12 protein-coding genes are annotated in these 13,880 nt (G+C 59.2%); 1 reads left to right on the top strand and 11 read right to left on the bottom strand.

All coding sequences use genetic code 11. The features are described from left to right. Position 1: 1 nt before the first annotated feature. The 9 genes from B0H98_RS00180 to B0H98_RS00220 form a co-directional block, all read right to left on the bottom strand. Entirely contained in the window at positions 2-1,354 is a 1,353-nt protein-coding gene (locus B0H98_RS00180) for a MotA/TolQ/ExbB proton channel family protein (protein WP_106373056.1), read from the bottom strand. Then, positions 1,351-2,136 carry a DUF3450 domain-containing protein gene (locus B0H98_RS00185; RefSeq protein ID WP_106373057.1) on the bottom strand — a complete coding sequence of 262 codons (786 nt, stop codon included), beginning with the start codon at positions 2,134-2,136 and terminating at the stop codon, positions 1,351-1,353. Before B0H98_RS00185 ends, B0H98_RS00180 begins: the two co-directional genes overlap by 4 nt. Positions 2,137-2,371: 235 nt before the next feature. Beyond that, complete coding sequence (gene nrdF, locus B0H98_RS00190; protein WP_106373058.1) at positions 2,372-3,343, bottom strand: class 1b ribonucleoside-diphosphate reductase subunit beta; 972 nt, start codon at positions 3,341-3,343, stop codon at positions 2,372-2,374. Positions 3,344-3,398: 55 nt separating this feature from the next. Next, complete coding sequence (gene nrdE, locus B0H98_RS00195; RefSeq protein WP_106373059.1) at positions 3,399-5,582, bottom strand: class 1b ribonucleoside-diphosphate reductase subunit alpha; 2,184 nt, start codon at positions 5,580-5,582, stop codon at positions 3,399-3,401. After that, positions 5,564-6,001, bottom strand: coding sequence for a class Ib ribonucleoside-diphosphate reductase assembly flavoprotein NrdI (gene nrdI, locus B0H98_RS00200; protein ID WP_106373060.1), 438 nt, complete (start codon positions 5,999-6,001; stop codon positions 5,564-5,566). Before nrdI ends, nrdE begins: the two co-directional genes overlap by 19 nt. 9 nt (positions 6,002-6,010) lie before the next feature. After that, positions 6,011-6,232 carry a glutaredoxin-like protein NrdH gene (gene nrdH / locus B0H98_RS00205; protein WP_106373061.1) on the bottom strand — a complete coding sequence of 74 codons (222 nt, stop codon included), beginning with the start codon at positions 6,230-6,232 and terminating at the stop codon, positions 6,011-6,013. A 252-nt stretch (positions 6,233-6,484) separates the two neighbouring features. Then, positions 6,485-7,096 (bottom strand): superoxide dismutase, encoded by a 612-nt coding sequence (locus B0H98_RS00210; RefSeq protein ID WP_106373062.1) that lies wholly within the window; start codon positions 7,094-7,096, stop codon positions 6,485-6,487. Between the two features lie 209 nt (positions 7,097-7,305). Continuing rightward, positions 7,306-8,232 carry an electron transfer flavoprotein subunit alpha/FixB family protein gene (locus B0H98_RS00215; RefSeq protein WP_106373063.1) on the bottom strand — a complete coding sequence of 309 codons (927 nt, stop codon included), beginning with the start codon at positions 8,230-8,232 and terminating at the stop codon, positions 7,306-7,308. A gap of 35 nt (positions 8,233-8,267) precedes the next feature. Further along, entirely contained in the window at positions 8,268-9,017 is a 750-nt protein-coding gene (locus B0H98_RS00220) for an electron transfer flavoprotein subunit beta/FixA family protein (protein WP_106373064.1), read from the bottom strand. A 387-nt stretch (positions 9,018-9,404) separates the two neighbouring features. Between B0H98_RS00220 and B0H98_RS00225 the strand changes: the two genes are divergently transcribed. Further along, on the top strand, positions 9,405-11,069 hold the full coding sequence (locus B0H98_RS00225) for an electron transfer flavoprotein-ubiquinone oxidoreductase (protein WP_106373065.1): 1,665 nt from the start codon (positions 9,405-9,407) through the stop codon (positions 11,067-11,069). Between the two features lie 31 nt (positions 11,070-11,100). Here B0H98_RS00225 and B0H98_RS00230 read toward each other — a convergent pair whose 3' ends face one another. After that, entirely contained in the window at positions 11,101-13,308 is a 2,208-nt protein-coding gene (locus tag B0H98_RS00230; RefSeq protein WP_106373066.1) for an ATP-dependent helicase, read from the bottom strand. Further along, on the bottom strand, positions 13,305-13,871 hold the full coding sequence (locus B0H98_RS00235; protein ID WP_106373067.1) for a DUF1285 domain-containing protein: 567 nt from the start codon (positions 13,869-13,871) through the stop codon (positions 13,305-13,307). The genes B0H98_RS00230 and B0H98_RS00235 overlap by 4 nt, the downstream gene beginning before the upstream one ends. Between the last annotated feature and the right edge of the window lie 9 nt (positions 13,872-13,880).

The following is a 13,880-nucleotide window of genomic DNA, read 5'->3' on the forward strand; positions in this document are numbered from 1 at the left end:
CTCAGTTCACCGTAGTAGCGTAGGCTGTGGATTGGGCCTCGAGGTGATCGGCAAGCGTGGCACTTGCTTCACCCTCGATGACCTGACTCAAGTGGCGGCTCTGGCTTGAAAGCAGCGTCTGGGCAAACAGCAACGGCACGGCGGTGATAAGACCCAGCACGGTGGTTATCAACGCCTGACTGATACCGCCCGCCATCAGCTGCGGGTCGCCAGTGCCAAACACGGTAATGGCCTGGAAAGTAACGATCATGCCGGTCACCGTGCCCAGCAGGCCTAAAAGCGGTGCAATGGCGGCCAGCAGCTTGACGATCGGCTGGCCGCGCTCGATACGCGGAAGCTCTGCCAGCACGGCTTCATCCAGGCGTGCCTCGAGCGCCTCCGGCGTCTGGTGCTTGTCCATATCCTTGAAGCGCAGCAGCACGCGACCCAGCGGATTATTGGCGTGCAGCTGATCAGGCGAACGGCGCTGTCGGCGTACGCGTGCGCTGACTACCGCCAGGTAGCCATACTGAACCAGCGCGACCAGAAGCCCCAGCACGCCGAGCGCCACGATCACGTAACCCACATACCCGCCCTGCTCGAAGCGCTCCCAGAGACTGGGCCGCTGCGCCAGCGCCTGCAGAACGCGCCCCTGGGTGGGGTCGATGACGAACTCACGGCTTTCCCCCTGATGATACGCCTTGAGCACATCCTGAATATCCGACGGCGTACGCGGCATCTCCGCCAGTGGCTCCTGGCCCTGGCGCAGCAGCGCCGAGTCGGTAAACGCCACGAAATCACCCAGACGAATGATTTCCCGCGGCTCGATGCTGCCACTGACATCCGCCACGGGAAGCGTCAGCCGCTCGGCCTGGGCCGTTTGCGCGGTCAGGCCGGCCAGGCTATCCACCACGTCTTCGAGCTGGCTTCGCTCGAGTACTTCTGCATTTTCCAGGCGCGGCGGCAGCGCGTCATCATGCAGGGTCAACCAGCTATCTTCACCCAGCGCGTTACGTACTTCGCTGCTGTGGCGGGCGAGGTTACTTAAAAGCTGAGTGAGCGCTTCCCCCTGTTCGCTCTGGCGCTCGGCAAGTTCACCGGCCTGCTCGGACTGGGCCTGCTGCTGCGCCTGGAGCGCCTCGCGCTGCTCTTCAGCTGCCTGATGCTCGGCACGGGCTTCCTCCAGTGCCTCGCTCAGCGCCTGCTGGTCGCTTAGAAAACTTTCCAGGCGCTGCTGGTCGCGCGCTTCGGCGGCCTGGCGCGCTTCGCGCAGCGATGAAACGCTGTCGCTCTGTGCGAAAACCGCAGGATTCACGGCGACCATTCCCATCAGCAGGCAAGCGCTGCCAAGGCGAGATAAACGTTTCAGGCTCATGGCTGGCCTCCCTGCTGGTTGGTGGCGGTAATCGAAAGCGGCAGTTTCAGCAGATCCGGGGTGCGCTGATCATCGGCGATGCGCAGGGCGTTGCGTACCTCGCGGCGCGCTCGCTCATCTAGCGGCAACCACTCATTACCTTCGGCATCCCACACGCCCCCTTCCCGCTCATCCGGGGTCAGGTAGTAGTAGCCAATGCGCCCGACGCGTAGATAGTCGACCTCACGGGCACTGCCTTCTACCTTTTCCAGGCGACCGCGCCAGTGATCGATCTCACGGCCGTAATCGAGCTCGACACGCCAGGTTTCCAGCAGGCTATTGATGCGCTCGACGCTGTCGGCACCCGCCTGCTCGTCGGAACGCGCAACCCGCGCCAGACGCTCATCGCGCAAAAACGGCAGGTCCTGCTCGATCCAGCGAGTCAGCTGCGCGGTCATGTCCTGCTCGATCAGCGGCAACGCGGCGCGGGTCTCTTCCAGGGTATCCAGCGCCGTCCCCAGCTGCTGCTGGCGCTCGGCCTCTTCAATCAGGCGCGCACTCAAGGCAGCGTTGGACGCCTCCATCTGCCGCGTCTCACGCTCCAGACGGCGCAGCTCTTCAAGGGCGTCACGCGTTTCCTCATCGGCGGCGTCAATCTGCTGCTGAAGGGCCGCCTGGGTTTGCTGGGCTTCTACACTCTGGGCCGCCTGGCCCGCTGTTTCATCGCTTGCCATTAGCGTACCGCTGACCAGCACACCTGCCAGGCAGCACCCGCGCAACACAAAGAAAGGCCTGTTCAGCACGTCGACTCTCCGTTACTGCCCGGCGCGCCTTGATCGCGGCACGCCGGAAACTAATTAGGTATAAGAACGATTTGCGTTTAAATTTAGCTGCGCATAGCCTACCACTGTCACAATAAATGACAATATTTATCATTAACATCAAGGCCGTTTATACGGACGACAGGCACAAAAAAGGCGCCCGCAGGCGCCTTTTTTGCATTACCAATGAGGAGCAATGCCTTTCAAGCCTTTCGCACTAGAACGACCAGTCGTCGTCTTCGGTGGCGACGGCCTTACCGATGACGTAGGAAGAGCCTGACCCGGAGAAGAAGTCGTGGTTCTCATCGGCGTTGGGCGACAGAGCCGCCATGATGGTCGGGTCGACGTCGGTGACGCTGCTCGGGAACAGCGGCTCGAAGCCCAGATTCATCAGCGCCTTGTTGGCGTTGTAGTGCAGGAACTTCTTCACGTCTTCTGAAAGCCCCACTTCGTCGTACAACGACTCGGTGTAGCGCACTTCGTTGTCGTAAAGCTCCAGCAGCAGCTCGTAGGCATAGTCCTTCACCTCCTGCTGACGCTCGGGAGTGGCTTCTGCCAGCGCCTGCTGGAACTTGTACCCGATGTAGTAGCCGTGTACCGCTTCATCACGAATGATCAGGCGAATAAGGTCAGCGGTATTGGTCAGCTTGGCGTGGCTTGACCAGTACATCGGCAGGTAGAAGCCGGAGTAGAACAGAAACGACTCGAGGAAGACGCTGGCCACCTTGCGCATCAGCGGGTCATCGGAGCGGTAACGCTCCAAGATGAGCTCTGACTTTGCCTGCAGGGTCGGATTCTCTTCACTCCAGCGGAACGCGTCATCGACATCACGCGTAGCGCACAGCGTGGAGAAGATCGAGCTGTAGGAGCGCGCATGTACCGACTCCATGAAGGCGATATTGGTATATACCGCCTCTTCATGAGGCGTGCGGGCATCTTCCATCAGCACCGGCGCGCCTACGCTGCTCTGGATAGTATCCAGCAGCGTCAGGCCGGTGAAGACACGGATAGTCAGCTGCTTCTCTTGCTGGGTCAGCGTATTCCACGACTGGATATCGTTGGAAAGCGGCACCTTTTCCGGCAGCCAGAAGTTGCTGGTCAGGCGGTTCCATACTTCAAGATCCTTGTCATCCTGAAGACGGTTCCAGTTGATCGCATTGACCCGCGATAAGCGTTGCATGGTGGTCATCAAATAACTCTCATCAAAAGCGTCGCATTAAGTACGAAGTGTCCGGTAATGCCTATCACAGCGTGCAGGAGACGCAGCCTTCCACTTCGGTACCTTCCAGCGCGCTCTGGCGCAAACGGATGTAGTAAAGCGTCTTGATACCCTTACGCCAGGCGTAGATCTGGGCCTTGTTGATATCACGCGTGGTGGCGGTGTCCGGGAAGAACAGGGTCAATGAAAGCCCCTGATCTACGTGCTTGGACGCCTCGGCGTAGGTATCAATAATCTTCTCGGGACCAATTTCGTAGGCATCCTGGAAGTAATCGAAATTGGCCTCGTTCAAGAACGGCGCCGGGTAATAAACACGTCCCAGCTTGCCCTCTTTGCGGATCTCGATTCTCGCCGCCACCGGGTGAATGCTGGAGGTTGAGTTGTTGATATAGGAAATCGAGCCCGTGGGCGGCACTGCCTGCAGGTTACGGTTATAAAGACCGTGACTCATGACCGATGCCTTGAGCTCCTGCCAGTCCTGCTGGGTAGGCAGCTCGATGCCGCTACGCTCGAACAGGCCACGCACCTTGTCGGTACGCGGTAGCCACTCTTGCTCAAGATACTTGTCGAAAAACTCGCCCGTGGCGTAGGTGGAGTCCTTGAAGCCGTCAAAGGTCTCGCCATGCTCGATGGCCAGGCGGTTCGAGGCGCGCAGCGCATGAAACGCGATGCAGTAGAAGTAGAGGTTGGTGAAATCCAGCCCCTCATCCGAGCCGTAGTAGATGTGCTCACGCGCCAGGTAGCCGTGCAGGTTCATCTGCCCAAGGCCGATGGCTCGCGACTTGGCATTGCCTTCGGCAATAGAGGGCACGCTGCTCAGGTTGCTCATCTCGGATACGGCAGTCAGGCCACGAATCGCGATCTCGACGCTGGTACCGATATTGCCCGCATCCATCACCTTGGCGATGTTCATCGACCCCAGGTTGCAGGAGATATCCTGCCCCATGTCCTTGTAGCCCAGGTCATCATCGTAGGAGGTCGGGGTATTGACCTGAAGAATCTCCGAGCACAGGTTACTCATGTTGATACGTCCGGCAATCGGGTTCGCCCGGTTTACCGTGTCTTCAAACATGATGTAGGGGTAGCCCGACTCGAACTGCAGCTCGGCAAGCGTCTGGAAGAAGGCGCGCGCATTGATCTTGTGCTTGCGGATACGCGCATCGGCCACCATTTCATGGTACTTCTCGGTGACGCTGATATCGCCAAACGGCACGCCGTACACGCGCTCGACATCGTAGGGCGAGAACAGGTACATGTCGTCGTTGCGCTTGGCAAGCTCAAAGGTGATATCCGGAATGGTAACGCCCAGTGACAGCGTCTTGATACGGATTTTCTCATCGGCATTTTCGCGCTTGGTATCCAGAAAACGCAGGATATCCGGGTGGTGCGCGTTGAGGTATACCGCCCCTGCTCCCTGGCGAGCGCCCAGCTGGTTGGCGTAGGAGAACGCATCTTCAAGCAGTTTCATGATCGGGATGATGCCCGACGACTGGTTCTCGATACGCTTGATCGGCGCGCCGGCTTCACGAATGTTGGTCAGCAGAAAGGCAACGCCACCGCCGCGCTTGGAGAGCTGCAGCGCCGAGTTGATCGAGCGGCCGATCGACTCCATGTTGTCTTCGATACGCAGCAGAAAGCATGACACCAGTTCGCCGCGCTGCTGCTTGCCGCAGTTGAGGAACGTGGGCGTGGCGGGCTGGAAACGGCCGCTGATGATTTCATCGACGAGTGATTTCGCCAGCGCCTCTTCACCACGCGCCAGTGTCAGCGCGACCATGCATACGCGGTCTTCGTAGCGCTCGAGGTAGCGCTTGCCGTCAAAGGTTTTCAGCGTATAGCTGGTGTAGTACTTGAAGGCGCCCAAAAAGCTTGGGAAGCGAAACTTGTAGGCATAGGCCTGTTCGAACAGCGCTTTTACAAAGGCAAAGCTGTACTGGTCCAGCACCTTGGCTTCGTAGTAGCTCTCCTCGACCAGGTAATCGAGCTTCTCTTCCAGCGAGTGGAAGAAGACGGTGTTCTGGTTAACATGCTGCAGGAAATACTGACGCGCCGCCTCACGGTCCTTGTCCAGCTGCAATTCGCCGTTGGCCCCGTACAGGTTAAGCATCGCATTCAGTGCATGGTAGTCCAGCGTGCGCGTTTCGGTCGTTCCTGAAGCAGGACGCTTGGCTTCGGCCACGTTTTTCGAGGCTAGGTTTGTCGTTTCCAAAACTCTTCTACTCCTTTGCGGACCCTGGCCACATCATCGTCGGTACCAAATAGCTCAAATCGATACAGCAGGGGCACATGGCACTTTTCTGAAATGATGCGGCCAGCTAGGCCATACGCATCGCCAAAATTGGTGTTACCGGCAGCAATGACGCCGCGAATAAGGCGCCGATTGTGTTCATCGTTAAGAAAGCGAATGACCTGCCCTGGCACTGCGCCCTTCACCCCACCGCCCCCGTAGGTAGGCGTAATCAATATGTAGGGGGTGTCGATACGCAGCGTCGGTTCCTCGCGCCCAAGCGGAAGACGTTGGGCGGCCAGGCCAAGCTTTTGTACAAAACGATGAGTGTTACCTGACTTGGTGGAAAAATAGACAATGCTGCCAGCACGTGATGATTCAGCAGCGGCGTCTACCAGCATGAACGTGTTTTACGCCAGGGCTTGAATGCGATCCGGGCGGAAACCTGACCAGTGGTCGTCGCCGGCTACCACAACGGGAAGCTGACGGTAGCCAAGGGCTTCTACTTCTTCTTGGGCGCCGGATTCGGCCGTAATATCGATAACGGTATACTCTAGACCTTGCTTGTCCAGGGCGCGGTAGGTAGCCGTGCACTGAACACAAGCGGGCTTGCTATAAATTTGAATTTCCATGGCTATTTCCCCTTTTCATAGCAGCATTTTTGGGGTAGTGCATATCTAGTGCCCTACCCGCTCTGAAGACACAACGCATACTATATATAGCCCATGAGAAAATCAATTCAAGCATATATGGTATTTTTTCATCCACAGGTTATTGACAACTCATGCCCAGCATTACCCCCTGACATGAAAAAAGCCGCCCCCAAGAGGGGCGGCTTTCATACAGGCGCTAAAGCGCCCTGTTCTGCTTTGTCAGGCGTGCAATCAGGCAATGGCAGCCTGATAGCGACGCTCAACGTCTTCCCAGTTTACAACGCTGAAGAACGCTGAAATGTAATCAGGACGCTTGTTCTGATATTTCAGGTAATAGGCGTGTTCCCACACGTCCAGACCCAGCAGCGGCGTGTTGCCGTGCATCAGCGGGCTATCCTGGTTAAGGGTATTTTCAACAACCAGTTTTTTCTCGGGTGTGACGCTTAGCCACGCCCAACCACTGCCGAAACGGCCAACGGCGGCTTTCTTGAACTCTTCCTGGAAGGCTTCGAAACCGCCCAGCTCGCTTTCGATGGCGTCAGCAACATCGCCCTGGGGCTTGCCGCCACCGTTGGGAGACATCATCTGCCAGAACATGGAGTGGTTGGCGTGGCCGCCACCGTTGTTGATGACCGCCTGGCGCTTGGCTTCCGGCACGCGATCCAGGTTGGACACCAGCTCTTCGATACCTACCTCTTCAAGACCGGTACCTTCAAGAGCGGCATTGAGGTTGTTGACGTAAGTCTGGTGGTGACGCGAATGGTGAATTTCCATGGTCATCGCATCGATGTTCGGCTCGAGCGCATCATATGCGTAGGGCAGCTCGGGAAGTGTATGTGCCATGTTGTCATCTCCTTGAGTGGCTTTCGTTGCGTTCACTACATTAGGTGCGGCCAGCCGACACCATTTTCAACCGCCTTGGCGGCGTTTTCTCATACCGTGCCAGTACTTTAGCTAACTACGCCGCGTTTATCTAATGCAAGGCACGAAAAAGCCGGCTCTCGAACGAGCCGGCTTTGATCACTACTGCCATCGCGAAAATTCAAGCCGGCTTACAGCTTGCTTTCGAGCTCGGGCAGAATTTCGAACAGGTCGCCTACCAGGCCGTAATCCGCGACCTGGAAGATCGGCGCTTCGTCGTCCTTGTTGATCGCGACGATGACCTTGGAGTCCTTCATGCCTGCCAGGTGCTGGATAGCACCGGAAATACCCACTGCGATGTAAAGATCCGGGGCAACGATCTTGCCGGTCTGGCCGACCTGCATGTCGTTGGGTACAAAGCCTGCATCCACTGCGGCGCGTGAGGCACCAACCGCTGCGCCGAGCTTGTCCGCAATCCCTTCGAGCAGCTTGAAGTTCTCGCCATTGCCCATGCCGCGGCCGCCGGAGATCACCACCTTGGCGCCGCCAAGCTCCGGGCGGTCGGACTGGGCGAGCTCTTCCTTCACGAACTGCGACTGGGCATTCTCGATCACCGTATCAACGGCTTCGATGGTGGCGCTGCCTTCATTGCTCACCGCATCGAAGGCGCTTGCGCGAATTGTCATCACTTTCAGGGCATCGTCACTTTTTACCGTGGCGATAGCATTGCCCGCATAGATCGGACGCAGGAACGTATCGGCGCTTTCCACCCCGATCACTTCAGACAATTGACTGACGTCCTTCAGTGCTGCAAGGCGGGGCAGTACGTTCTTGCCCGTGGTAGAAGCGCTTGCAAGCACGTGGGTGTAACCTTCGGCCAACTCTACCAACAGCGCCCCCATCGGCTCGGCCAACTGATAGGCGTATACGGCATTGTCCGCCACGCGTACGCGGCTTACGCCCTCAAGCTTGGCCGCCGCTTCGCCAGCCGCCTGCACGCCCTCACCGGCTACTAGCACGTCAATATCACCACCGATGGCTTTCGCTGCCGCTACCACGTGGGCCGTAGCGCCGGCGAGCGCGCCTTCGTGTAAATCTGCAAGTACCAGAATGCTCATGAAATCCGCTCCTATCAAAGTTCTTGAAGATTGTCTTAAAGAACCTTGGCTTCGTTTTTCAGTTTATCGACCAGCTCGTCTACCGAAGCCACCTTGATGCCCCCCTTGCGCTCCGCCGGCGACTCCACTTTCAGCAGGCTGACCCTGGAAGCCACCTCAACGCCATAATCGGCCGGCGTCTTGACCTCCAGCGGCTTTTTCTTGGCTTTCATGATGTCCGGAAGCTTGGCGTAGCGCGGCTCGTTGAGACGCAGGTCGGTGGTGACGATGGCCGGTAGCGTGAGCGCCACGGTCTGCAGACCGCCGTCGACTTCGCGGGTAACGTTGACCTTGTCGCCCTGGACGGCCACCTCAGAAGCGAAAGTGGCTTGCGGCAGATTGGTCAGCGCAGCAAGCATCTGACCGGTCTGGTTGTTGTCGGTATCGATGGCCTGCTTACCAAGAATCACCAGCCCCGGCTGCTCTTCTTCCACTACCTTGGCCAGAAGCTTGGCCACCGCCAGCGACTCGACGCGCTCATCGGTCTCAATCTGGATAGCGCGATCAGCACCGAGTGCCAGCGCCGTGCGCAGCTGCTCCTGAGATGCTTTCGGACCAATGGTCACTGCGACCACTTCCGTGGCCACGCCCTTCTCCTTCAGGCGTACGGCTTCTTCCACGGCGATTTCGCAGAAGGGATTCATGGCCATCTTGACATTGGTCAGATCGACATCGGAGTGATCCGCCTTGACGCGGATCTTGACGTTGTAGTCGATGACGCGTTTAACCGCGACGAGTACTTTCATAGATTCCTCGCTTGGCTTGAAGCATAAGCCGTTAACCAGAACCGATACCCGCCGGGCGGATACCGCTTATAAGATAAGCCTCACCATGGCAATGGCGACGACCGGAATATTCATGCAAGCGTTTGATAGGTACGCAGATAAAAAACCCTACTAATCTGCCACAGCCAGGCTTGCCGCAACAATACCCCTTGGCTAGCGCAATGGTCGAAGCCGCGTACAGCGCCAGCTTTTCAAGCGCATGACGGGAAACGCGGCTTTTACCATCGTAGGCGTGACCTTACACAGGTATTATGCCTATCATGGGAGATAACCAGAAGCAAACGACCGTTTTAAATTAAGGCCGTGTTTTTATAAGGCACTGCACTTATGAGAATAAGGAGAAGCCAGGTGGAAAATGTTGAACGCGATGTCATGGATTTTGATGTAGTGATTGTAGGTGCTGGCCCCTCCGGGCTTGCCGCTGCCTGCCGCCTGATGCAACAAGCCAAGGAAGCCGAACACGAACTGACCGTCTGCGTTGTGGAAAAAGGCTCTGAAGTTGGCGCGCATATTCTGTCCGGCGCGGTCTTTGAACCCCGCGCGCTCAGCGAGCTTTTCCCTGATTGGCAGGAGCGCGGCGCGCCGCTGAACACGCCCGCCATTCGCGACGATGTCTATCTGCTCAAGGATGCTCAAAAGGCGCAAAAGCTGCCCAACTCGCTGGTACCCAAGAGCATGCACAACACCGGCGGCGACATGACCCGCTACGTGATCAGTGCCGGCAACCTGTGCCGCTGGCTGGCCGAACAGGCAGAGGAACTTGGGGTGGAAATCTTCCCCGGCTTTGCCGCCCAGGAAGTCATTATTGAAGATGACGCCGTGCGCGGCATTGTCATCGGCGACATGGGCGTTTCCGCCGACGGCACGCCCAAGGATGGCTACATGCCGGGCATGGAGCTACGCGCCAAATACACTCTATTTGCCGAAGGCGCCCGGGGGCATCTGGGCAAGCGGCTGATCGAGCACTTCTCGCTCGATGCCGGACGCGACCCGCAGCACTACGGTATCGGCCTGAAAGAGCTCTGGGACGTGCCGGCCGACAAGCACGAGCCGGGGCTGGTAGTGCATGGTTCTGGCTGGCCGCTGGGCAAGAGCACGCCCGGCGGATGGTTTCTGTATCACGCCGAGAACCAGCAGGTGGTGGTTGGCCTGATCATGGACCTCTCCTACCAGAACCCCTGGCTTTCGCCGTTTGACGAATTCCAGCGCATGAAGCACCACCCGGCACTCAGCCAGTACCTGGAAGGCGGCAAACGGGTAGCTTATGGTGCCCGCGCGCTGACCAAGGGCGGCTTCAACTGTCTGCCCAAGATGACCTTTGCCGGCGGTCTGCTGATCGGCTGCGATGCCGGCACGCTCAATTTCTCCAAGATCAAGGGCCTGCACACCGCCATGAAATCAGGCCTGGTGGCGGCAGAAAGCGTGTTTGAAGCGCTCAAGACAGGTGATGAAGGTGCTCAGGAACTGACAGGCTTTACCCAGAAATGGGAAGCCAGCTGGGCCTACGCGGAGCTCAAGGAGAGCGCAAGCTTCGGCCCTGCCATGCACAAGTACGGGACAGTAGGTGGCGGTGCCTATAACTTCGTCAACCAGCTGCTGGGCAACAAGCTGCCTTCGGTTCACGACACCACCACCGATCATGGCGCACTGAAACCGGCAGACGAGTTCGAGAAGATCAACTATCCCAAACCTGACGGAAAGCTCTCTTTCGACAAGCCCTCTTCGGTGTTTCTCTCCAACACCAATCACGAAGAGGATCAGCCGTGCCACCTGCGTCTGGATGACCCGAAAATCCCGATCGAGCACAACCTGCCCAAATACGCCGAACCGGCCCAACGCTATTGCCCGGCCGGCGTGTATGAAGTGGTGGAAGATGATGCCGGCCAGCCACGCTTTCAGATCAACTTCCAGAACTGCGTGCACTGCAAGACCTGCGACATCAAGGACCCGGCTCAGAACATTACCTGGGTAGCCCCGGAAGGCGGCGGTGGTCCCAACTACCCGAACATGTAACGCTCCCCACCCTTGGCGCAGCAAGCAGTGGTCAGGCCTGCTGCGCCGGTGGGTCCAGACGCTCGATAGGCGCGCGGCGGGCAATCAATCGCCGCCGCCCAGCCTGGGCAAAGCGCACATCGATTACCGGGTCGGCGGGATTGCCCTCCACCGAGGCCACCTCGCCTTCACCAAATACCGCATGGTGTAGGCGCTGACCAGGGTAGAAATGTTCATGGGCAGTATAAGCAGCCTTGGGTTCCTGCACTTCCGGCACGCTTAGCGTGATGTCAGACCGCCCCAGGCGCTCAAGATAACGCTTGACGATAGCCGGCGAAGCCACGCGCAGCGTGGCACTCGAAGGCGCAGGCTCGGCCAGGCACTCGGCCACCCGCATACTCTCCTGCCAGGCGCTTTCAGCAATGAAGCGGCTCGGCCGATGCGCCCCGCCATCGTGCAGCACTAACAGCTGCTCCTCGGCACGCGTGATGGCCACGTAGAAAAGCCGGCGCTCCTCTTCAAGACGCTCGTCGCTCAGCGGCGTGTCGCGGCTGTAGTGCGGAAAATCTTCCTCATTGACCCCCGCCACCACCACCAGCGGCCACTCCAGTCCCTTGGCGCCGTGCACGGTGGAAATCAGCACGCCGTCCGCCTGGTTCTCGACCGGGCGCTCGAGCAGCTCGATAAACGCATCCGGGTCTTGGACGCTCTGGGCCTGCTCAATCAGCACGTCGAGAAGCCGCACGTCTTCTTCGCCCTTGTCACGCCGGGCCGCAGCACGCTTCAAGGTCTTTTCCGCCTCTATGGTTTCCACCACATGGCCAAGCAGCTTGGCCGGCGGCCAGCCACTCAGCCTTGGAAGCTCACAAAGCAGTGCCCAGCGCTTTTTCAGCGTACGCCGCTGCAACGGTTTTAACTCGGTCAGTACCGAGTCGTGCCGCTCGGGCCAGCTTTGCGTCACTGCCAGCTGATGGGCGAGGCGCTGGAGCCGTTCACGCGCGACAAACGGCGTGGGCTGGGAAAGCAGCAGCAGAAGATGTTCGGGGTCGTGCAGCAGCCCCGGCCGGCGGGATAACTTCAGGTAGCCGACCAGGGCCTGTACCAGCGGCAGACGAAACACGAAGCGGTCTTCGCGCAGCAGGCGAAAGGGTATGCCCGCCTGAAGCAGCGCCAGTTGAAAAGGCACCGACAGCGCCCAGCTACGCACCAGGAGGCTCGCTTGATTGAACGCCCGCCCCTGGGCGCGCCAGTCCACCAGCGTATCCAGAAGTCCGGCACTGCCCTGCCCGACGGCCAGGCGCGTATCGGGATTGCCCGCCGCTGCCAGGCACAGCTGATCCGGACGGCGCTGGTTCGCCACGATTGCGTGGTTGGCAGCCAGCGCCAGCGCGTGACCATGGCGGAAGGTGGTAGACAGCGGGTAGTCAGTCGCCTGGCCGAACGTCGCGGTGAAGTCTTCGAGCATGGTGTCCGGTCGGGCACCACGCCATTCATAGATACACTGGTTGGCATCCCCAACGGCCATGACCGAAGCCGTGCTTCCGGCCAGAACGGCCAGCAGCCGCTGCTGGGCGGCATTGATATCCTGGTACTCATCGATGATGACGTGATCCAGAAAACCCTCGACCCGCTGACGCAGCGCGCTATCTGCCTCCAGCGCTTGAAGCGGCCGATAGAGCAGATCGGCGTAGGTCATCAACCCTTCAGCATGAAGCATGCGCTCGGCTTCGTTGAACGCCGCAGGAAAGTAGTCGGTGTCGGGTTCGTAGCCAAGCCGCTGATAGAGGGCATCCGGCGCGGCCATCTCCGCTTTTACCAGATTGCAGAAGTGCGCCAGCGCCTCCAGGCGGTCGCCTTCGATAGCGGCATCGCGCCGTTCGACGTTTTCACGCAGCACGTTCAGGCTTGCCTGACGCAGCAAGCGTTCCAGCTGCCAGTCTGCCGACAGCAGCCGACGCGGGGCAAGCGCCCCCCAACGACACAGGCTCTGGGTCAGCCGGTGGCCAAGGGAATGGAACGTGCGCACCCCGGGCAGCGCCTGCCCTGCCGGCGCCATACTGGCCAGGCGGTGATGAAAGTCATCCCGCGCCGAGCGGTTGAACATCAGCACCAGCATGCGCTTGGGCGATACACCGTTTTCCAGTAGATGCAGCACCCGAGCCGCCATGGTCGTGGTCTTGCCCGCCCCCGCTACCGCTGCCACCCGCGCGTGGCCCTCACGATGATGAACGACGGCATGCTGTTCAGCGGTCAGCTTCACGAAACCTCGCCTGACAGGTCATCATCGCTATCAATCAGGCCCAGCACATGCCAGCTTCCCGCGCTCCAGAGACCAATTTCACTCTGCCCATCGGCGCGCGGCTGCACACTTGCCGCCTCGACCAGCTGGTAGAACACGTTGCGATGCAGCCTGGCCGCAAGCCCATGGCGTACATCGATGGCAGGCACCTGCTCTTGCTGGGGCGTCGCACTCATGGATAGTGGATGCTCCGCATCCAGACGCACCACGTCGTCAAACTGGGTGGTCAGCCACCAGGCATCGTCACGATAGTCTGCCTCGACCGCTACAAAAGGCAGATCTTCCACCTGAATCCGCCAGCGCTCGACCGGGGTAACCAGGCAGTAACCTTCCGGGTCGTGACGCAACAGGGTGGAAAGCAGGCGAGCAATGGCGGGTCGGGCAAACGGCTGCCCCTCATGCAGCCAGCGACCGTCTGTCTGAATGACAATGTCCATATCCCCCGAAAGCGCAGGCTGCCACGCTTCAAGAGGAGGAATGCTTGCTGCACCCTGACGCTGCTGAAGTAATCGGTCAATATTCATCGCACCCGC

Source organism: Vreelandella songnenensis (assembly GCF_003002925.1).
Lineage (GTDB): Bacteria > Pseudomonadota > Gammaproteobacteria > Pseudomonadales > Halomonadaceae > Vreelandella > Vreelandella songnenensis.